This is a genomic window from Vibrio sp. Isolate30, from assembly GCF_022397975.1.
GTDB classification, from domain to species: domain Bacteria; phylum Pseudomonadota; class Gammaproteobacteria; order Enterobacterales; family Vibrionaceae; genus Vibrio; species Vibrio fortis.
In genome coordinates, this window is the sequence record NZ_JAKEUS010000001.1 from 1 (window position 1) to 20,157 (window position 20,157).

The 20,157-nt window shown below is 44.6% G+C and carries 21 protein-coding genes, 2 tRNA genes, 1 rRNA gene and 1 riboswitch; of the genes, 12 read left to right on the top strand and 12 right to left on the bottom strand.

The annotated features are described in order from the left end of the window. Positions 1-79: 79 nt before the first annotated feature. From L1D60_RS00005 to L1D60_RS00020, 4 genes are all read right to left on the bottom strand, one after another. Positions 80-155, bottom strand: a tRNA-Ala gene (locus L1D60_RS00005). A gap of 40 nt (positions 156-195) precedes the next feature. After that, positions 196-272: transfer RNA gene (locus L1D60_RS00010), tRNA-Ile, on the bottom strand. A gap of 173 nt (positions 273-445) precedes the next feature. Then, a 16S ribosomal RNA gene (locus L1D60_RS00015) occupies positions 446-1,998 on the bottom strand. A 454-nt stretch (positions 1,999-2,452) separates the two neighbouring features. Continuing rightward, positions 2,453-2,977, bottom strand: a complete 525-nt coding sequence (locus L1D60_RS00020) for a DUF3087 domain-containing protein (RefSeq protein ID WP_239839155.1) — start codon at positions 2,975-2,977, stop codon at positions 2,453-2,455. 243 nt (positions 2,978-3,220) lie between these two features. Between L1D60_RS00020 and trmY the strand changes: the two genes are divergently transcribed. Next, a complete protein-coding gene (gene trmY, locus L1D60_RS00025) occupies positions 3,221-3,820 on the top strand; it encodes a tRNA (pseudouridine(54)-N(1))-methyltransferase TrmY (protein ID WP_032553406.1) in 600 nt (199 codons plus the stop codon). A gap of 84 nt (positions 3,821-3,904) precedes the next feature. On the opposite strand, the gene L1D60_RS00030 is transcribed toward trmY, so the two are convergent. Further along, complete coding sequence (locus L1D60_RS00030; protein WP_239839156.1) at positions 3,905-4,990, bottom strand: permease; 1,086 nt, start codon at positions 4,988-4,990, stop codon at positions 3,905-3,907. A gap of 234 nt (positions 4,991-5,224) precedes the next feature. Between L1D60_RS00030 and L1D60_RS00035 the strand changes: the two genes are divergently transcribed. Together L1D60_RS00035 and sigZ are read left to right on the top strand one after the other, a co-directional pair. After that, positions 5,225-5,518: a metalloregulator ArsR/SmtB family transcription factor gene (locus tag L1D60_RS00035; protein ID WP_239839157.1), complete on the top strand. Its 294-nt coding sequence runs from the start codon at positions 5,225-5,227 to the stop codon at positions 5,516-5,518. Beyond that, a complete protein-coding gene (gene sigZ / locus L1D60_RS00040; RefSeq protein WP_239839158.1) occupies positions 5,505-6,089 on the top strand; it encodes an RNA polymerase sigma factor SigZ in 585 nt (194 codons plus the stop codon). Before L1D60_RS00035 ends, sigZ begins: the two co-directional genes overlap by 14 nt. A 72-nt stretch (positions 6,090-6,161) precedes the next feature. Here sigZ and L1D60_RS00045 read toward each other — a convergent pair whose 3' ends face one another. Further along, positions 6,162-6,782, bottom strand: coding sequence for a YitT family protein (locus L1D60_RS00045; protein WP_239839159.1), 621 nt, complete (start codon positions 6,780-6,782; stop codon positions 6,162-6,164). Positions 6,783-7,134: 352 nt separating this feature from the next. On the opposite strand from L1D60_RS00045, the gene L1D60_RS00050 reads away from it, so the two are divergent. The 4 genes from L1D60_RS00050 (at position 7,135) to L1D60_RS00065 (ending at position 9,891) form a co-directional block, all read left to right on the top strand. Continuing rightward, entirely contained in the window at positions 7,135-7,356 is a 222-nt protein-coding gene (locus L1D60_RS00050) for a hypothetical protein (RefSeq protein WP_239839160.1), read from the top strand. A 15-nt stretch (positions 7,357-7,371) separates the two neighbouring features. Beyond that, the gene (locus L1D60_RS00055) at positions 7,372-8,592 is read left to right on the top strand and encodes an MFS transporter (protein WP_239839161.1); all 1,221 of its coding nucleotides are present in this window, start codon (positions 7,372-7,374) and stop codon (positions 8,590-8,592) included. 150 nt (positions 8,593-8,742) lie between these two features. After that, on the top strand, positions 8,743-9,468 hold the full coding sequence (locus tag L1D60_RS00060; protein ID WP_239839162.1) for a sulfite exporter TauE/SafE family protein: 726 nt from the start codon (positions 8,743-8,745) through the stop codon (positions 9,466-9,468). 63 nt (positions 9,469-9,531) lie between these two features. Beyond that, positions 9,532-9,891, top strand: coding sequence for an MmcQ/YjbR family DNA-binding protein (locus tag L1D60_RS00065; protein ID WP_239839163.1), 360 nt, complete (start codon positions 9,532-9,534; stop codon positions 9,889-9,891). A gap of 56 nt (positions 9,892-9,947) precedes the next feature. On the opposite strand, the gene L1D60_RS00070 is transcribed toward L1D60_RS00065, so the two are convergent. After that, the gene (locus L1D60_RS00070; RefSeq protein ID WP_239839164.1) at positions 9,948-10,703 is read right to left on the bottom strand and encodes a phosphatase PAP2 family protein; all 756 of its coding nucleotides are present in this window, start codon (positions 10,701-10,703) and stop codon (positions 9,948-9,950) included. Positions 10,704-11,076: 373 nt separating this feature from the next. Next, a riboswitch (FMN riboswitch) is annotated at positions 11,077-11,243 on the top strand. Between the two features lie 310 nt (positions 11,244-11,553). Here L1D60_RS00070 and ribB point away from each other — a divergent pair. Together ribB and L1D60_RS00080 are read left to right on the top strand one after the other, a co-directional pair. After that, entirely contained in the window at positions 11,554-12,210 is a 657-nt protein-coding gene (ribB, locus tag L1D60_RS00075) for a 3,4-dihydroxy-2-butanone-4-phosphate synthase (protein WP_239839165.1), read from the top strand. A 224-nt stretch (positions 12,211-12,434) separates the two neighbouring features. Continuing rightward, positions 12,435-13,283: a hypothetical protein gene (locus L1D60_RS00080; protein ID WP_239839166.1), complete on the top strand. Its 849-nt coding sequence runs from the start codon at positions 12,435-12,437 to the stop codon at positions 13,281-13,283. 134 nt (positions 13,284-13,417) lie between these two features. Here the strand turns inward: L1D60_RS00080 and L1D60_RS00085 are convergent, their stop codons facing one another. Then, the gene (locus L1D60_RS00085; protein ID WP_239839167.1) at positions 13,418-14,311 is read right to left on the bottom strand and encodes a LysR family transcriptional regulator; all 894 of its coding nucleotides are present in this window, start codon (positions 14,309-14,311) and stop codon (positions 13,418-13,420) included. A 153-nt stretch (positions 14,312-14,464) separates the two neighbouring features. On the opposite strand from L1D60_RS00085, the gene L1D60_RS00090 reads away from it, so the two are divergent. Beyond that, on the top strand, positions 14,465-15,097 hold the full coding sequence (locus L1D60_RS00090; protein ID WP_239839168.1) for an NAD(P)-dependent oxidoreductase: 633 nt from the start codon (positions 14,465-14,467) through the stop codon (positions 15,095-15,097). 138 nt (positions 15,098-15,235) lie between these two features. Here L1D60_RS00090 and L1D60_RS00095 read toward each other — a convergent pair whose 3' ends face one another. After that, positions 15,236-15,886 carry a cupin domain-containing protein gene (locus tag L1D60_RS00095; RefSeq protein ID WP_239839169.1) on the bottom strand — a complete coding sequence of 217 codons (651 nt, stop codon included), beginning with the start codon at positions 15,884-15,886 and terminating at the stop codon, positions 15,236-15,238. A 135-nt stretch (positions 15,887-16,021) separates the two neighbouring features. Then, positions 16,022-16,789 carry an SDR family oxidoreductase gene (locus tag L1D60_RS00100; protein WP_239839170.1) on the bottom strand — a complete coding sequence of 256 codons (768 nt, stop codon included), beginning with the start codon at positions 16,787-16,789 and terminating at the stop codon, positions 16,022-16,024. A 105-nt stretch (positions 16,790-16,894) separates the two neighbouring features. Here L1D60_RS00100 and L1D60_RS00105 point away from each other — a divergent pair, with 105 nt between their 5' ends. Further along, positions 16,895-17,233: a helix-turn-helix domain-containing protein gene (locus L1D60_RS00105; RefSeq protein ID WP_239839171.1), complete on the top strand. Its 339-nt coding sequence runs from the start codon at positions 16,895-16,897 to the stop codon at positions 17,231-17,233. A gap of 60 nt (positions 17,234-17,293) precedes the next feature. On the opposite strand, the gene L1D60_RS00110 is transcribed toward L1D60_RS00105, so the two are convergent. Then, on the bottom strand, positions 17,294-18,199 hold the full coding sequence (locus tag L1D60_RS00110) for a LysR family transcriptional regulator (protein WP_239839172.1): 906 nt from the start codon (positions 18,197-18,199) through the stop codon (positions 17,294-17,296). Positions 18,200-18,397: 198 nt separating this feature from the next. Here L1D60_RS00110 and L1D60_RS00115 point away from each other — a divergent pair, with 198 nt between their 5' ends. After that, complete coding sequence (locus L1D60_RS00115; RefSeq protein ID WP_032553424.1) at positions 18,398-19,117, top strand: SDR family oxidoreductase; 720 nt, start codon at positions 18,398-18,400, stop codon at positions 19,115-19,117. 85 nt (positions 19,118-19,202) lie between these two features. Here the strand turns inward: L1D60_RS00115 and L1D60_RS00120 are convergent, their stop codons facing one another. Further along, positions 19,203-19,763 (bottom strand): GGDEF domain-containing protein, encoded by a 561-nt coding sequence (locus tag L1D60_RS00120; protein ID WP_239839173.1) that lies wholly within the window; start codon positions 19,761-19,763, stop codon positions 19,203-19,205. Positions 19,764-20,157: the final 394 nt, after the last annotated feature.

Genomic DNA, 20,157 nt, shown 5'->3' on the forward strand with positions numbered 1-20,157 from the left:
AGTCAGCTTTCCAAATTGTTAAAGAGCAGATTTTCTTTCGAAAACCATTTTTAAACACACTCGCAAGAATGCTTAAAGATGGTGGAGCTAAGCAGGATCGAACTGCTGACCTCCTGCGTGCAAGGCAGGCGCTCTCCCAGCTGAGCTATAGCCCCAACGAAATCGATATTGACCGCTATCTCTGGGAAAAGATAGTGGTGGGTCTGAGTGGACTTGAACCACCGACCTCCCGCTTATCAGGCGAGCGCTCTAACCAGCTGAGCTACAGACCCAATATCGTCTCTTAACTTTCTAAACCGTATCAATCTGTGTGGACACTTATCGTGAATATCTTCGTATAAGGAGGTGATCCAGCCCCAGGTTCCCCTAGGGCTACCTTGTTACGACTTCACCCCAGTCATGAACCACAAAGTGGTGAGCGTCCTCCCGAAGGTTCATCTTCGTATAAGGAGGTGATCCAGCCCCAGGTTCCCCTAGGGCTACCTTGTTACGACTTCACCCCAGTCATGAACCACAAAGTGGTGAGCGTCCTCCCGAAGGTTAAACTACCCACTTCTTTTGCAGCCCACTCCCATGGTGTGACGGGCGGTGTGTACAAGGCCCGGGAACGTATTCACCGTAGCATTCTGATCTACGATTACTAGCGATTCCGACTTCATGGAGTCGAGTTGCAGACTCCAATCCGGACTACGACGCACTTTTTGGGATTCGCTCACTCTCGCGAGTTGGCYGCCCTCTGTATGCGCCATTGTAGCACGTGTGTAGCCCTACTCGTAAGGGCCATGATGACTTGACGTCGTCCCCACCTTCCTCCGGTTTATCACCGGCAGTCTCCCTGGAGTTCCCGACATTACTCGCTGGCAAACAAGGATAAGGGTTGCGCTCGTTGCGGGACTTAACCCAACATTTCACAACACGAGCTGACGACAGCCATGCAGCACCTGTCTCAGAGTTCCCGAAGGCACCAAWSCATCTCTGSWAAGTTCTCTGGATGTCAAGAGTAGGTAAGGTTCTTCGCGTTGCATCGAATTAAACCACATGCTCCACCGCTTGTGCGGGCCCCCGTCAATTCATTTGAGTTTTAATCTTGCGACCGTACTCCCCAGGCGGTCTACTTAACGCGTTAGCTCCGAAAGCCACGGCTCAAGGCCACAACCTCCAAGTAGACATCGTTTACGGCGTGGACTACCAGGGTATCTAATCCTGTTTGCTCCCCACGCTTTCGCATCTGAGTGTCAGTATCTGTCCAGGGGGCCGCCTTCGCCACTGGTATTCCTTCAGATCTCTACGCATTTCACCGCTACACCTGAAATTCTACCCCCCTCTACAGTACTCTAGTTTGCCAGTTTCAAATGCAGTTCCGAGGTTGAGCCCCGGGCTTTCACATCTGACTTAACAAACCACCTGCATGCGCTTTACGCCCAGTAATTCCGATTAACGCTCGCACCCTCCGTATTACCGCGGCTGCTGGCACGGAGTTAGCCGGTGCTTCTTCTGCAGCTAACGTCAAGAGATGCCGCTATTAACGACACCCCCTTCCTCACTGCTGAAAGTACTTTACAACCCGAAGGCCTTCTTCATACACGCGGCATGGCTGCATCAGGCTTGCGCCCATTGTGCAATATTCCCCACTGCTGCCTCCCGTAGGAGTCTGGACCGTGTCTCAGTTCCAGTGTGGCTGATCATCCTCTCAGACCAGCTAGGGATCGTCGCCTTGGTGAGCCATTACCTCACCAACTAGCTAATCCCACCTAGGCATATCTTGACGCGAGAGGCCCGAAGGTCCCCCTCTTTGGCCCGTAGGCRTTATGCGGTATTAGCCATCGTTTCCAATGGTTATCCCCCACATCAAGGCAATTTCCTAGGCATTACTCACCCGTCCGCCGCTCGACGCCGTTATCGTTCCCCGAAGGTTCAGATAACTCGTTTCCGCTCGACTTGCATGTGTTAGGCCTGCCGCCAGCGTTCAATCTGAGCCATGATCAAACTCTTCAATTTAAGATTTTGTGAAATTATCGATTGGTCACTCAGTTCATTGAAATCATTTTGATACCGAAGCATCTGTTTGCCTTTGCTTATAAAAGCGAAAACAAACTTAGTGATATTCATCAACGAGTGCCCACACAGATTGATAGGTTTAAATTGTTAAAGAGCTTTTGCTCATTGAAACTTTCTTTTTACAAAGAAACCTCTCAAAGCGGACGTGCATTCTAGCGATTTAATCTTCAGTGTCAAACACTTTTTGAAAATTAATTTCTTTCGAATTTTCGTCTTACTGATTACTGCTGAAGCCTTGTGGCGTCTGCCGTGTCAGTGAGGCGGCATTATAGAGATCATCTAAAACTTGGCAACCCCTTTTTTCATAAAAAATCGAAAAAAGTGCTTAGATGGTTATTTTTAGCCCAAAAGCCATTTAATTTGGCTATACATCCAACAAAAACGCCATCTATAATTAAAATCCCGCCACTAATTCTATGTTAAAATCAGACAAACTTAGTTCAAAACTCCATTTATCTGCTTCTTTCTTTACATGATCTATCGAGGAATCAACCGAGTTCATTGTGAGTGTGTTGTTATCTAGCTCATATACTTGCTTTTGCGTTGTATAGTAGAAGTAAAGAACGATAAGTGCGTTTCGGTTGCCCTCATCTGCTGCAGCTTCAATCCTCTTTAGCTTCCTATATATCTGGTTGTGTATCTGTTTTAAGTTCCAAACATACACGGCTTCATTTAGGTAAGGGTGTGTTTTAATCTTCGATGCTATAAAAGCATTTAACGCAATCGCCAAAATCACACCGAATAGGTTTAAATGAAAGTTACCAGTCGATTCACCAGCTACACTCTCCTTCGCACCAAACAGCTCAATCAAAAGCGCACCGAACCCAATCGAGCTAATCGCAAGAGACGCAACTAATCCGATTAGTAGTACGTTCATCTTCTTTCTATATTCTTCTTTATTGATTTTCTGCAGTTTCATTGATAACTCCTTGATATCAGATGATGGCCATTCTCTATTTCTCCTAGCACGTTCTCAACCGGTTAGATGTTTAAATGTGTTAACCATCTATTTACTACGTATAAAAAGAATAAACGTGCCTAAAACTCTTCTGGTTATTTGACTTCACTAGAAGAAAGGAGTTACATACCGCCACAAGTTAGTTAATCACTGATACGGGCCTAAAGAACTCGATTTGCTCCGTATAACTAGAAAGGTACATTCATGCGTTCATTCGTATTACGTGCTCGCGCAGCACCAACTGAAAGCAAGCTGATTTTAGAAGGGGTTGGTCAAGAAGCTCATACTGAGATATTGGCACACACGTTGATGAACACCATCTTCGTTGCTCAATCTCACCGTGAAGATGTTACCGTTCATCTTGTATTGGAAAGTACCAAGGATTTTTCTCGTACCATTACCGTAGACTCAAACGCTATCACGAATATTGGTGGCTTCCATGAGAGCGCACTATTGGCGGCTGTTGTTCGTGCTGTTGATGCATCTCAAGGCATGGGTAAAGAGGAGACTCGTCAAGTTGAGCCGGGGATTACCGTTCGAACAATCAGTTTCGAGAAGCTAGTAAAAGAACTGGCCGAAGACCACCAGCTTTACATGATGGATAAGAAAGGTGAATTTATCCGTGACGCTGAGATTGCGGACAATCCATGTTTCCTTCTGACTGACCATATTCCAATGCCAAAGAAAAGCTACAACAGCTTAAAACGCTTGGGAACAGAGAAAATCAGTCTAGGTCCAAACATGCTATTTGCGTCTCAATGTGTTGTGTTGATTAATAACGAGCTGGATATCCGCGGGTTTTAGTCAATCTCACACAAAACGATTAAGGCGGAGTCAATATAGACTCCGCCTTTTCATAGGGACCTAAACGTCAGCAACACTTTGATATTAACCAAACATGAAGGTGTATAGGTAACCAGCACCAATCGCCATGCTTAGAATCACGAATAGGAACGCTGCAATCATCTGATTCTTGAAGATAGATTTCAGTAGAATTACTTCTGTCAAACTTGCACCTGCACTACCAATGATTAGTGCCATTACCGAACCTAACGCCATACCCTTCTGCACCAAAGCTGCACTCAGAGGAATCACCGCTTCTGCACGAATGTATAGAGGGATACCAATGACTGCTGCGATAGGAATCGCGTACCACTTGCCCTCACCCGCATACTCAGCAATCAAGTCTGTTGGGATAAAGCCATAGATGAATGAACCAATCGCAATACCCATCATTAAATAAGGGAACACTTGTTTGAAGTCTTTCCAAGTCGATAGCCAGATACGCATCCAACGGTTAGGTTCTTTCTTCTCTACCACTTTCGCAGTTGCCGTGCCGTCCGCTGAGCAGCATGATACTTCTACTTTTGGTTCTTCTTTAGTACCACAGCAGGACGTCTCTTTTGCCATTACTGGTGCAGGTTCACCGCATGAAGATGTTCCACAAGACGACTCTGTTTTCTCAACTTTTGGTGCTGAATTTCCGCAAGTTGTCCCACAGCTTGAAGCGCCAGCTGATTCGTACGCTTCTGGCTTCACGTAACGTTCAAAGCCAAGTTTCTCAAGAACGTAGCCCGCAACAACAGATACTGCCATCGCAATTGCAAAGTAGAACAGTGCAACTTTCCAACCAAAGGTCACAACAAATAAACCAATGATCACAGGGTTAAGTAGTGGGCTACCAAACAGGAATACCATCATTGGGCCGAAGCCTGCTCGCGCTCTTAATAACCCTTTAAGGAATGGGATAGTTGAGCAAGAACAAAACGGTGTAATCGCACCAAGCAATGCAGCGACAACATAACCTTTGCCTTTACGTGAGCTCAAAATCGACTGAATTTTTTCTGGTGTCAGGAATTCCTGCAGTACACCAACAATGTAGCTAATAGCCAAGAAAAGGATGATCAGTTCCGTTGCTAAGAAAGCAAACATATCTAACGCTTCTTTCGCCATAGTGAGTATTTCGTTGTTCATATATAACTCCAGATTGAGCACTTACAGGATGGAGATGTCAGATTTCTCCAAACCCTTCATTTCGAATATTCTCGAATTATAGAAATATAAGGCTAATGATCAAGATTTATTTCGACAAAAGTCGAAATAAATTTCAGAACACAGAAAGATCAATAGGTTAGCGAAGATAGAATGATCAGGTTTGAAAAGAGTCTTTATTTCGACTATTATCGAATTAAATTTTGAGGAGCCACCATGAACTTAGAAACTGTCGCTAAAGCATTAAAAGAGCTAGGCCACCCTATTCGCCTTTCGATCTACAAGACTGTGGTAAAGGCTGGCTATCACGGTATTGCTGTTGGTGGTTTACAAGAAGAGCTCGGTATCCCAGGGTCCACTCTGTCTCATCATATCTCTAGTCTTGCATCTGCAGGGTTAATCAGCCAAAGACGTGAGGGCCGCACACTCTTCTGTGTGGCGGAGTATGAGTGCCTTGACGGAGTGATCGACTTTCTAAAAGATGAGTGTTGTGCCAATGACAAATGCTAATACCTTCAGTTTAAGCCTTGAACAAGTTTGGGCTGAATATCAACAAGCACTAAAAGCTTTCTTATACTCGAAAGTAAGTCAGCCCGATGATGTCGATGATCTTCTTCAGGAAATCTTGCTTAAAACTTACCAGAATCTGGAAACGGTAAAAGATTCCGACAGCATCAAAGCTTGGCTATTTCAACTGGCCAATCGCACCATCATTGATTTCTATCGAAAGCGAGCTCGTGATCAACGTGACAGTAGTATCGATGCAGAAGAACTATGGTTTGCAGAGCTTGATCAAAATACAGAATTCAAACAACAATTGGCTCAATGTATCGAACCCTTTATTCAAGCTCTTCCCGAGAAAAACGCGTCATTGTTACTTGCTGTGGATATTGAGGGGCAAAGCCAAAAAGAGCTCGCTCTAAGCCAAAACAAAAGCTACTCAACCATTAAATCGCAGGTGCAGAGAAGTCGAGAAGAGCTCAAGAAGTTGTTTGAAGAGTGTTGCCACCTATCTTTAGACAAGAATGGCAGTGTGATTGACTGTGACCTAAAACCAGACAGAAGTTGTGATAGTTGCTAATCACAAAAACGAGAAAGCCAGCTTTGACGCTGGCTTTTTTACTATTGGTTAAACCTGACTCTTTTGGCGAGCCTAATTACTGCTAGCCGCTTGAGGAGCTACAGGTTGATAGCGACCCGGCTTGTGATTCATCGCCAAAATCAGATTAGTTACCACCGCTCCGACTACCGACAGAAGAATTAAAGAAATATCGACGATAAACAATGACAGGATAACAATAGTACAGTCCAAACCCATTTGAACCTTACCTGCGCGAATACCAAAACGCTCTTGAAGATACAAAGCAAGAATGTTGAAGCCACCTAGGCTCATTTTGTGTCTGAAGATCACCAACATACCAGTACCGATCAAACCGCCGCCTAGCATGGCTGCATAAACCTTATTGATCTCTGCAATCTGAATTACGTGATAAAGGTGATCCACCGCAAACGACACGATAGAAACTGCAATAAAGGTATTAATCGTAAAGCGCCAGCCCATACGGGTAACAGATAGAATATAAAAAGGTAAGTTAAGCGCGAAGAAAACCTGACCAAAGCTAAGCTCTGTGATTTTGGTAATGAAGATCGCTAACCCTGCGGTACCACCTGTCAGCAAACCTACTTGATTGAAAAAGATAACACCAAGTGACACCAAAGCACTACCTAGGGTTAATGCTAGCAGGTTCTCTCTGAGGTTATGATCTTTGTCCATTTGGATGACTCTCCCTTAAATTCTGAATCTTGTTTCACTCGTCCTGAGTGATTTCGGCACTAGGGTCACGATTTTTAAGGAATATGTCGAGTTTATAGAGTGTGATCAATGTAGCTCAAATCGTACTGTTTTGTTTACAAGCCAATAAATAGCCATTGATTACAATGCGTTATGTATCAATCCATGTAACATAACTAATAGGCTTAAGGACTCAACGGTATTTAGCAAATCTACCGCTCTCTAATCTATGCATAAAACGCATAAACTGAATCACAAATCGTCATTTGTCTCATACTAATACTCTCTTTAAGATGCGCGCCTTCTTACAACATTGAGCGCATGTAAAACCCTTATGTTTTCACAATCTCTTTTTGCCCAGCTTGCCAGAATGACTCTGTTTTTGGTCATCAGTTTGGTGGTGGTTCATCATAGCCAACCGTTAATCGATCTTTTGGCTCAGCACGCTGTAAGTAGTGGGTGTCACCAGCAGTCTGCGCATGAGCACTCTGGGCACGAGCATCACCACGACATGGGTGAACATGACATGTCTGCACTTCACTCACACCACCATTAATTTAAGAGTATTAGAATGAGTATTTTCCGCTTTCCCTTACTGGTATGGCTTGGGATTGGCACATTAATCATCAGTCTAGGGATCAGACAATCGTTCGGCATTTTTATGATGCCTATTTCCGACCACTTCAGTACTGGTCGTGAATTTTTTAGCTTTGCTATCGCACTCCAAAACCTGTTATTTGGTGTTTTTCAGCCATTTGTGGGTATGGCGGCCGACAAATGGGGCGCTCGACGCATTATCATCGCGGGCGCATGCGCTTATGGGTTAGGCCTGCTTCTGACTTCTATCTCCACCGAGTCAAGCATGCTCTACATCTCACTTGGGGCGCTCATTGGTTTAGGTTTAAGCGCTACAAGTTATGTGATTGTTCTTGGTGCTGTTGCAAAAGTCGTCCCAGCGGAACACGCAGCAAAGGCCTTTGGTTTAACCACAGCTGCAGGCTCATTCGGTATGTTCGCGGTAATTCCGGGCGCGCAATACATGCTTAACGAATTTGATTGGCAATCGGCGATGCAAGTATTCGCATTACTGTGCTGCTTAATGATTTCGTTTGCTCTGTTCATGCGTACGCCTAAACCGAAAGATGGCGCACAAGCACAAGCTACTCATGCAGAAGATTCACAGACACTAAAACAAGCATTGTCGGAAGCTTTTGCGCACAAAGGATATTGGCTTATCCATGCAGGCTTTTTCGTTTGTGGTTTCCACGTAATGTTTATTGCTACTCACTTACCAAGCTATCTAGCGGATAAAGATCTACCCGCTAGTAGCGCGGCTATGGCGCTTGCTTATGTTGGTATCTTCAATATCTTCGGCTCTTACTTCTGGGGTGTGATGGGTGACAAATTCAGTAAACGTCATGTGATGTCAGCATTGTACTTGGTCAGAACGGCAGTGATTGGCGCATTTGTCACGCTACCAGTAACCGAGTCGACAGCAGCAATCTTTGGTGCGGCAATTGGTTTTTGTTGGTTAGGTACAGTTCCATTGACGTCAGGCTTAGTTCGTCAAATCTTTGGTGCGCGTTACCTATCCACTCTATATGGTTTGGTCTTCTTTACTCACCAAGTAGGTAGCTTCTTAGGCGCTTGGGTTGGCGGTCGTATTTACGATTACTACGGCTCGTACGAGCCAATTTGGTGGTCAACCGTTGTACTGGCTTTCGCTGCTGCGCTTATCCATTTACCAATCAATGATAAGCCAATTGAGCGTCTTAAGATGGCAATGGCTTAATGAAAGCAAGCGGCTGCTCTTAGTGAGTAGCCGTTTTTGTTTGCCTCGACAAGCTACTCTTTTAACAGAAATTTTGCCGACATATAGGACAGACAACGCTATTTTAATTTATAGTATTTATCTTCTTACTCAATTCGTAGATTGATGCACATGGAACTGTTCGATCAGACGGTCATTATCGCAATGGCGCTCATTTTTGTTGGCTCTTTCGTTCAAACCGCTATCGGTTTTGGCTTAGCCATTGTCGCAGCTCCACTGCTTTTCCTCGTTTCTCCAGATTACGTCCCTGCCCCAATCTGTTTAGTCGGCTTGTTTATCTCTATTTTCAATGCCATGAAGCACCGCAGCAATATTTCAATTGGTGGACTTAAAGTTGCACTCTTGGGCCGCATTCCGGGGTCGCTTGCAGGCGGTGCACTACTAGTCATGGTTTCCACCAGCGTTTTATCTTTATGGCTCGGTCTACTGGTTGTGTTTGCTGTCATCGTGAGCTTACTTCCATTCAGGTTAGAACCAACACCAGCGAAAATGGGGATTGCCGGCTTTTTCTCTGGCTTTTTCGGTACCAGCTCAGGCATCGGTGGCCCACCAATGGCGCTACTGCTGCAGCACCAAGATGCCAATCAACTGCGCGGTAACCTGTCTGCTTTCTTCGTGTTCAGCTCTATTATCTCGCTGGTTGTGCAGATCCCGATTGGCTTTTTCACGTTGCATCATTTGACTATCACCCTGCCACTGCTCCCTGCCGCTTGGTTAGGCTATAAACTGGCATTGATGACCACGCAAACTCTTCCTAAAGAGCAGATTCGCATAGGTGCATTACTGCTATGTTCAATTAGCGGTGTCACGGCGATATGGCAAGGTTTGGCGGGCTAAGTTGTCGGAAGGCAAAGTGTCGATGACAATGAATGAAAAACGCACTTAAGAAAGGAGCACTCAATGGATTACGAACAGTTCAATGAATTCTGCAAAGCTCTACCTGCGACCACTTATGTGATGCAGTGGAACAACTCTCACGTATGGAAGGTGGGTGGAAAGGTGTTTGCAATTGGAGGATGGGGACCAGATGATCAGCCCGCTTGCATATTTAAAGCCTCAGACCAGAATTATGACTTTTTAAAAGACGCTACGGGCTATCGACCTGCGCCTTATTTTGCCTCTCGTGGGATGAAATGGATTCAATGCACCGATACCCAACTCGATATTGAAGAGCTTAAATACTATCTCGTTCAGTCTCATAAGATCGTTTCTCTTGGACTCACGAAAAAGAAACAAGCTGAACTAGGCCTAAATCAGTGATGGGTAACGGTTAACCCATCACTGAACCAGACATCACAAGTCAGGTCTAGAGTGAACTAGTTAAACGCTCTAAACGATTTGAACCAATCAGGCACATAAGGCTCTATTTTCTCATGAGGTATCGCTGGTACTAGAGCATACAACAAAGCGGCAAAGCCAATGGAGGCAGCTAAATCAATTGGCCTGTGCATACCAAGCCAAACTCGGCTATAGGCTACGGCTCCCGCCCATACTAAAAGAGCACAGACCCACATAAATTTTCGCGCTTCCCAAAACAATCCACCAAAAAACGCCACACAAATACCAACAAAGATCATATGACCAGAAGGGAAAGAGTAATCTGTTTCACCTAGCCAATGAATCGTGCGCCAATCACTGACCAAGCTCGATACCTGTACAATCGCGTCATTCTTCGCTAGCAGTGGTAACTCATAAAAGGCTTCTGGCAAATCAACCACTTGTTGCTCCGCTAAATACACTGCATAAGGTCTTGGGCTTTCCGTCCAATGTTTAAGGTACGTCTTCGCGGCAAAACTCAGGCCAAGCAAAATAACCAGTTGTACTCCAACACTGACCAACTTAGCAGCAGGTAAACGCAGTCTTAACAGCATAATGCCGAGTACTAGCAATGTAACAAGAAACCCCTGACTTCCAGCAGAATAAGTCACATAAGTGATCAGTGCTCCGACAAAACCGTCTACCTTGTTCGAGAAGTTAAAATCAGAACCAAATAGAAAGAATGGCAGCAGGCAATACAAGCTCAGAGCGAGAAGCAATAAGCCCTTGGATTTATTGGAGAACATGAGTTTCATAGAAATAGGCTAACGTTGAAAAAATCGAATGCTAGCTCACCTTAACACCCCCAATATCAATTTTTTGTCAGAAAGCATAGCCAGCGGTGACATTTCTATAAATTACGCAATTTCAGCATGTTGGCATTGCTCTTTTACTGACTCGTCTGTGTTGCATTAGAGCGGAATAAACTCTTAGTAGGAGCACTCTGAAAGGCTCAAGTAACGAACGAATGCCCCTGATTTGGAACACTTATACCGTGAAAACGGATAATTAATCAGCAAACTGTTCGCTGATTTCGTAAAGTTTGCGGACTATCCTTTTCATATGAACATGAAAGGATTACCATTCCTGCGCTTTTGAAATCAAAATCAAAAGCTAATCAAATTTATTTTTTATTCTCAGGGCGGGGCGAAATTCCCCACCGGCGGTATGTCCTTAGTAACACTATGTACTTAGCAAAACTATAGATAAGCCCGCGAGCGCTCGATTCGTCGAGGTCAGCAGATCTGGTGAGATGCCAGAGCCGACGGTTATAGTCCGGATGAGAGAGAATGGAAACACACCACTCATACTATTGAGTTGGTGAATTTCGTTTTGGATAAAACCATACGAACGACGATCTGTCTTATACCAATCACAGTAAGTAAGTGATCAAAAATAGCGCAGGAAAAAGGCTTGAGAACAAGGCAGAGTTTTTCGATAAGTAGTTATTCTACAATCAAAAATTCTAACGCAGTTATCGAGCATTTTAACAAGCTAGGGTGAGCAATTATTTACTACGATTGGTATTGTTGATAGATCGCGCCATCGTTTGGCTGTCATCCCTCATACAAGCCCTGATTCTGGTGATATTTTAGGAGTTAAACCATGAATCAGTCTTCAATTTTGGCCGAATTTGGCGAACCAATCGAACGCGTTGAAAACGCACTGCAAGCACTACGCGAAGGTCGTGGCGTTCTGCTACTAGACGATGAAGATCGTGAAAACGAAGGTGACATCATCTATTCGGTTGAGCACTTAACCAACGAACAGATGGCACTGATGATCCGCGAATGTAGCGGCATTGTTTGCTTATGTCTAACTGATGAGCAAGCAAACCAACTTGACCTGCCGCCGATGGTTGTTGATAACAACAGTGCTAACCAAACTGCGTTCACAGTAACAATCGAAGCAAAAGTGGGTGTGACAACTGGCGTATCTGCTGCTGACCGTGTAACCACGATCAAAACTGCGGCTAACCCAACAGCAAAACCAAGTGATTTAGCGCGTCCGGGCCACGTGTTCCCACTGCGTGCTCGTAAAGGTGGTGTGTTAGCTCGTCGTGGCCACACTGAAGGTACCGTTGACCTTATGCAAATGGCAGGTCTGCCTTCTGCAGGTGTTCTATGTGAAGTCACCAACCCAGACGGCACTATGGCGAAAACGCCAGAGATCGTTGCTTTCGGTAAACTTCACAACATGCCTGTACTGACGATCGAAGACATGGTGGCTTACCGCAACCAGTTCGACCTAAAACTGGCTTAAACAATACGTTTAGAGATCGATTCAAGCCCTGCTCTGTGAGCGGGGCTTTTTTGTTGAGATCTGTCCATATCGCCTCAGAATCTCCCTATTTTAGGGCTAACTTGCACCAAGTTAGACAAATGGAGGTCACATCAAAAACATAAACAATTGAATATTAAGCACATTTAACTCTGGCACGCTTAACGCATACCACCTAAGAGGTATTCACATACAAGGAGTGCGTTATGTTTATGCTTATTTCAACCATCATCATTTTGGCTTCCGTTTATGCTCTTTTTCACTTTTCACAGAAACGCCAAAAGTCCAACGATCAAAAATTTGAAACCTTAGTGCTACTTAGAGAGTTGTTGCAGCTATCTAGAAAACATCGAGCAGCAACGCATTATGCGCTGACCTGTAAGCTATCGACCGACTCTGTACAAAGAGTAAATAGCCTGTACCAATCCATGATGAGCGCATCCAACAAGCTAATTCAAAAAAGCCCATTTGATGGACGCCCGATGTACCGTATTTATCAGTTGAAAATTAAGGCGATGCATAACGATTGGCAAACTCGAAGCTTGGTACGAAATCAATTCATTCATGGCAAAACCATTCGCCACAATATGTTGTTAATGGATGAATTGATGATCACTTGGTTAACTGAGTCGGAACAGACTGAACTGGTTGATGATTATCACATGGAGTGGTTACAAGTTTTGGATGCTATGGAGACACTGACAAAGTTGAGAATGTGTATTCCAGATATGGACAAACAGGATGAGTTTCTGCGCGCCAAGTTTTATTCCGACCAAATTCATAGACACTTGAACCGCTTGTCGTTGATCTGCCCTTTGAGTTTAGGCTCTCCAACGAGCGCACGTGCGATACAAACGCTTGTTGATATTCACGATAGCGAACAACCGGAGATCACCGCGACAGTGATGTACGAGCTGACAAGTGACATCTCTACCATTATCGCGCAGGTGTACGACCAGATACTGTCTCGAATGACAGAGACACTCTACTTACCGCTTCCAGAGATTTCGTTAAGGCTGGCAGACGACCATCAGGGTGTACACGGTTCCGTGTAAAGGCAGCACATTCAAGTCGTCGTCCTATAGAACTCCCCCACATTGAGTTCGTATCCGATATCACTTTTGGTATCGGATTTTTGTTTTTACCGAGTGATAAACACGCAGAATAACGTAACGATAATGACAGCACACTAAGTCGGTCGAACAATATCCTGCGACCACATGCTGGCCACAAAATCGATAAACTGACGCACAACTGGCAACTGGTAGCTTCGCGAAAGGTACACCGCCCATAATGTGCTTGTTGGTACAACATAGTCTGTAAGGATAGGAGCCAACTCGCCCCGAGAAATTATCGGGTTAGCGATATCACAAGGCAGCCTGCTAATACCCTTTCCTCGACAAGTGGCTTGCACCAATACACCAACATCGTTGGCTGTGATCGTTCCAGCTACATCAACCGAGTGCTGTTGATTGTCTTTCACAAACTGCCACGTTGATACGCCAAGGTGTCGAAAACAGTTGTGATTTCTTAGATCTGATATGTGTTCAATGGGCGCATTTTGCTCTAGATAACTAGGCGCGGCGCATATCACCGAATCAATCTTCATCAGTTTGCGCGCGATAAGATTCTCATCGGGTGAGTCAGTATAACGCAGTGCGATATCAATTCGCTCATCGACAAGCTGTGTGAAGCGATCAGAAGCAAACAGCTCGATACTGACATTAGGGTGAAGATCCGTGAAGGCTTCGACCACATCCAGCAACAAATGCTGAGTCAGTACAATCGGAGCGGATATCCGAATAACACCCGACAGCTGCTCTGTCATATTAAGAGCACTCACTTCTAACTCAGCCGCTTCGTGCAGGATCCGCTCGCATCGAATCAATGCCGCCTCACCCGCCGTGGTTAAACTGACTTTGCGGGTCGTTCTATGCAATAGTCTTTGTTTTAACCAGCTTTCAATCTCTTGAACATGCCTCGAAACCTGAAGTCGACTCATACCCAAGTGATCAGCCGATTGAGTGAAACTGGAACAGTTCGCTACTTCCACAAAACTGCGCATCGCATTTAGTCTATCCAATGTTAACCCCTCGTGCTTCACTTCACTGATCCTGAGCCAATTAGTAACCCAAACAGATACAATCTACATCAATTGGCGATATTTATCACATCAAAGCAAGCTATTAGACTGCAATGGTTGTCGAAACACAGAATCAATTAACGGAGAATCATTATGAAAATTGCAGTATTAGGCGCAACAGGTTGGATTGGTAGCCACATTGCTCAAGAAGCCGTATCACGTGGCCATGAAGTTATCGCAATCGTGAGAGACGCAAGTAAAGTGGAACAAGAAGGTATAGAAGCGCGTACTTTCGATCTGCAAGATCCACAAACGAAGATCAACGATGTGACGTCTGATGTCGATGCGGTTATTGCCTCAATTGGCGGGCGCGCACTTGGCAATCATGAGTTAGTAAAGCAGAGTGCAGAGAAGCTACTGTCTGAGTTGCCAAACGGTCGTCGTTTGATGTGGGTTGGCGGTGCAGGATCACTGGAAGTCGCTCCTAACGTTGCGTTAGTAACAGTGCCGGATTTCCCAGAAGAGTACAAAGCGGAAGCCCTCGCTCAAGGTGAAGCTCTCAAGGTATTCAAACAATCAAACAGCGATGTACAGTGGACTTTTGTTAGTCCAGCTGCCGAGATTTTCCCTGGAGAATCAACATCTCAATACCGTATCGGTGGTGATCAGTTACTAACAGATGCGCAAGGCAACAGCAAAATTTCAGTATCAGATTACGCCATTGCGATGCTTGATGTTCTTGAAGGCGGCGAACATATCAACAAAAGAATCGGTGTCGCTTACTAGGGTCGACTGATCCTCAAGATTCCATGCTTAACCCTTGCCTAGCTTCCCGCTTACTACTCGCAAAATACAGTAATAAGCGGGAATACTTATGCCTTGTTAGACGCTATTAAGAGGCGTACCTCTAACACACAAAGGTATTTACAGGGGAAGATGCCCTGTTTTCACTAAAATCACGGTTTCCTCTTCGACAAATGGGAAGTGCTCACTCATATGTGGGCTACGCATCCAAGTGTGTTTTGGATACACACCATGTTCATCTTGAAAAGTACCAGATAATACGAAAATCTCTTCACCACCAAAATGACGATGCGGCTGAAAACGTTCGCCAACAGGCCACTTAACCAGAGCGACGTGCTCATGCTCAAATTCGTGCAGCGGCATCACCTGCAAGCCACCAATACCCTGTAACCACTCAGTTTGGTTGGTATCAACTCTCACCTGAGCCAGATCTCTATCATCGAACTGATTCAGCTTTACCAAAATCGTGCAGCCGTTTTTGCTTGAAGGCGAGTGCGCGCTACCTGGTGGATTGCGAATATAGGTACCTGCCGGAAAGTCTCCCGTTTCATCGGAGAATACGCCTTCTAACACGAAGATCTCTTCACCTTTGGGGTGAGGATGTTCAGAAAAAGAGGATTCAGGATCGTACTTGACCACGCTAGTCGTATGACCCGACTCCTTAGCTTCGCGTTCTAATGGCTTTCTCCACACACCCTTGGCTGGGCTCGCTACCCATTCCATAGGATCAGTTTCTATCACTAACCTTTTCGAAAAATCCATGTTTAACATGACTGTGACCTTACTCTTGCTATCGTTATTATTGTTTTGTCGCGACTCACTCACTGTTTCATTGTACGCGAATAACCAAAGAGGTGACCAATTCCAAGCGTTATCTGGTATGCCCACCTCTTACGGCTCGACTTATCAGTTACGACCCGCAATCACACCGCCATCAACATCCCAAATCGCACCAGTTACCCAGTCAGCACTGTCAGACAGCAAGAATGAAATGCTGTTCGCGATGTCCTGTGGTAAACCTACTCGACCAATTGGGTGGAACTCATTGAAGCCTTCAAGCGCCTCATCCACCTCTTCTGGGTTAATAAATGACTCGTAGATAGGCGTTTTAACCACAGCCGGTGATACCGCATTCACTCGGATATTATGTTCAGCGAGTTCCATCGCCATATGTTGAGTCAGTGAGTGCAGCCCTGCTTTAGCCATTGAATAAGCTGAAGAAGGCGTCGCTTTTATCGCTTGTTTCGCCCACATAGAACCAACGTTTACGATGTTACCACCACCCGACTCAATCATCTTCTTAGTGACTGCTTGGGTAATGAAGAATGTGGCTTTGTTAAGTTGCATGTATTGGTCATAGTCTGCCACTTGGTGATCTATAAATGCCTTGGGGTTAAAGTAGCCCGCTGCATTGACCAAATAACCAATACCCTCGCCAATTGAATCTAAATGCTCAATAAGACGAGCGGTGCTTTCATCGTCATAAAGATTTGCTTGAAAACCTGAAGCACGACCGATGGTTTGAAGCTCTGATACCGCACTATCTAACTTAGTCGGGTTGTTTCCGACCACTAGCACATGAATATTTTGATCCGCAAGTTGTTTTGCTGTTTCAAAGCCCATCCCACTTGTTCCACCAATAACGACAGCAATACCTTTTTTAGTGAAGTTCATTTTGTTATCTCCTAAGTCATGTGAACGTGGTAATCTTAGGCTTTGAACTAAGACTCTGAATAGTAAGTACAAATCGGTTAGGTAGGTACTTTTTGGTACATCTTTATGAAAAATCAGGAAAACTTTTTTTCTAGAAAATCGGCACCAGAACGCTCGGCGCGCATGGTAGAAACCATTTATGGCTGTAAATGGTCGCTAACGGTTTATCAGTTGCTTGCGAATGGTATTAATCGACCGGGTGAAATGGTTCGTTCTGTAGAAGGTCTCTCGACTAAGGTGCTCAATGAGTGTTTGAAGCGAAATGTTGAGTTTGGAATTCTTGAAAAACAGATGTTCAATGAGACTCCTCCGCGAGTGGAGTATCAAGTCACCCCTTTTGGCGAGAAGTTCTTAGTAATTCTGGATCAGTTAGAGCAGCTACAACATGAAATAGATGAAATGTAATTGTGCTGCTGGTGTAATCTGACCTTCCACCAGCAACCTTACATGGCATTGGGATCCACTTTAGCTCACCGACATCTCTTCAAAGCGCCCCTTTACAAAGTCGATAAAGGTTCGGATTCGACTCGGTTGATAACGGTCGCGGTGATAAATCACAGAAAAGTCGACACTTGGTACCACCCATTCATCAAACACTTGAACCAACTGCTTGTTACTCAACTCTTCCAAGCAGTAAATAGTCGGTACTCGAATAATACCGTTACCTGCCATCGCACCTTGGACTAACACTCGGCCATTCTTGCACTGCAAACGCCCGTTCACATGAACATCAACGGTTTTCTTATTGTCCTCTATAGCTTGAAAACTCCATCTACGAACCGATCCGGTTAAGCAGTCATGCTGTGTGAGTTCTTTGGGATGAACGGGTTTGCCTTTGCGCTCAAAGTAAGCAGGACTAGCAAGAGTCCCCATTTCGATATCAAGTAACTTACGGGCAATAAAACCGGCATCTTCCAAACTTCCCATGCGAAAAGCAATATCAAAGGCGTCTTCGATTAAGTCTACGCGATGGCTACTGAAATCTAGACTGATACTGATATCTGGATAAAGCTGCATGAACTCATTCACAAGGTCAGCAATGATCACCTCACCAAGATACCCACCAACGCAGTTCACTTTGATATCACCACGCACTTCTTCAACATCATCAACAGCAGCAATCAAGGCTTGGTCTATATTATCTAAGGCTTGCTCGCAGCGTTGGTAAAGTTCTTCGCCAGCATGGGTGAGGCGCAATGTTCGGGTAGTTCGAATAAATAGCGTCACTCCCATCTGCTTTTCTAGGCTACTCACTTGGCGAGAAACATGAGAACGAGAAACATCTAACTCTTCCGCCGCTTTAGTGAAATTGCCCAATCGAGCAATGAGAACAAATGAACGGATATCAGACAGGTTAATTTGATTGAGCATAGTCGCGATTCAGTCAGAATAAGATGCTTTTATTGTTGCAGTATGACAACAGTGTTTCAAGTAAAGCGCTATATATCAACAATGCAGTTTTCCTTAATATACCCCCATCGCAAAGAAGCAAGTCAATAACACCTTGTTTCAATTGCACTTAGACAATAAGTCGTCATACGACGACATGAAAGTACAGAGGAAATAAACATGAAAAAACTAATCGTAATCACAGGTGCTAGCTCTGGTATTGGTGAAGCAATCGCTCGTCGTCTAAGCGATGAAGGTCACCCTCTGCTGCTTTTAGCTCGTCGTATTGACCGTCTTGAAGCATTGAACCTGCCAAACTCTCTAGCAGTAAAAGTAGACGTGACTGACCAAGCTTCATTCGAAGCAGCAATTGCACAAGGTGAAGAGAAGTTCGGCCCTGTTGATGCGCTGATCAACAACGCTGGCGCAATGCTTCTAGGCCAAATCGATACGCAAGATGCATCTGAGTGGAAGCGCATGTTTGATGTAAACGTGCTTGGTCTTCTAAACGGCATGCAAGCTGTTCTTGCGCCAATGAAAGAGCGTAACAGCGGCACAATCATCAACATCAGCTCAATCGCGGGTAAGAAAACATTCCCGAACCACGCTGCTTACTGTGGTACTAAATTCGCGGTACACGCTATCTCTGAAAATGTGCGTGAAGAAGTGGCAGCAGCAAACGTTCGTGTAACAACGATTGCACCAGGTGCGGTAGAAACTGAGCTTCTTTCTCACACGACATCTCAAGAGATTAAAGATGGTTACGGTGAGTGGAAAGAACAAATGGGTGGCGTACTAGCAGCTGACGACATCGCTCGCGCAGTATCATTCGCTTACCAGCAACCACAAAACGTATGTATTCGTGAAATCGCTCTAGCACCAACTAAGCAAGAGCCATAAGATTCACGTGATAATAAACATCACGTCATAATTGACGTTGAATAAAGAAGGGGCCTGTAACTAGGAATAGATTACAGGTCCCTTTTTATTTGCGGTTTGTTTGTTGAAAACACATTTTTGTATCTCCATCAGAACTGCTCTCTATTCTGTCTCTACCGTTGCGTTTCGCTTGGTACAGACAGTCGTCTGCTTCATGAATCACATCACGTAACCGAGTATCGCCATCTGAGGTGCTTGTGGTTATACCAATACTAACGCTTAGATATGGCATATCTATGTCGACGTCTTCGAACAACTTCATGTTACGAAGATTAAAGATGATCCACTCAGCGACTTTTCTTGCACCTTGCTGCGAGGTATTCCCTAAGAACACAATGAACTCCTCACCGCCATACCTCGCACACAAATCGGTTGGTCGTCGGCACGCCTGTTCTAGTACGTTCGCGACTTTCACCAAGCATTGATCACCAAATGTATGACCACAGGTGTCGTTGATCTTTTTAAACAAATCGATATCAATCATGATTATCGATATTGGGGTGGAGTCTCTTAGGTTAATTATCCAATGCTCGTTAGCAAACAAGTCGAACTTTCTGCGATTCGCAATACCGGTTAACGGATCTTTCTCTGACGCTAACGTCACCATGATTTCAGCTTGTTTTCTATCGGTAATGTTTGATGGGTAATGACAAAGTAAGGAAGGTGGCTTTCGGTTAAGGCGTGACTCTCATTAAGAACCATCGCTGTGTATCTGGGCTATGACAAGGGTATTCGTGCAAGAAGTGAATTCAAGACCGATTCAAAGAAATCATTAGGCAATGAGATATCCATTTTCCCCGTCATACGTACCCTTCGTATTATCAAGAAAATAATAGCCCAAAATCAAAGAGTAGAGAAATGATCAATTACTGTATAAATGATGATAATGCTAACGTATAACTCTTAATCCAATAAGACATGAAACGCAAACTGGAATACCGTAAACATGATCATTGAAAAAACCTAAACTCGGATTAAGTATAGCTTAGCAATAAGGACCT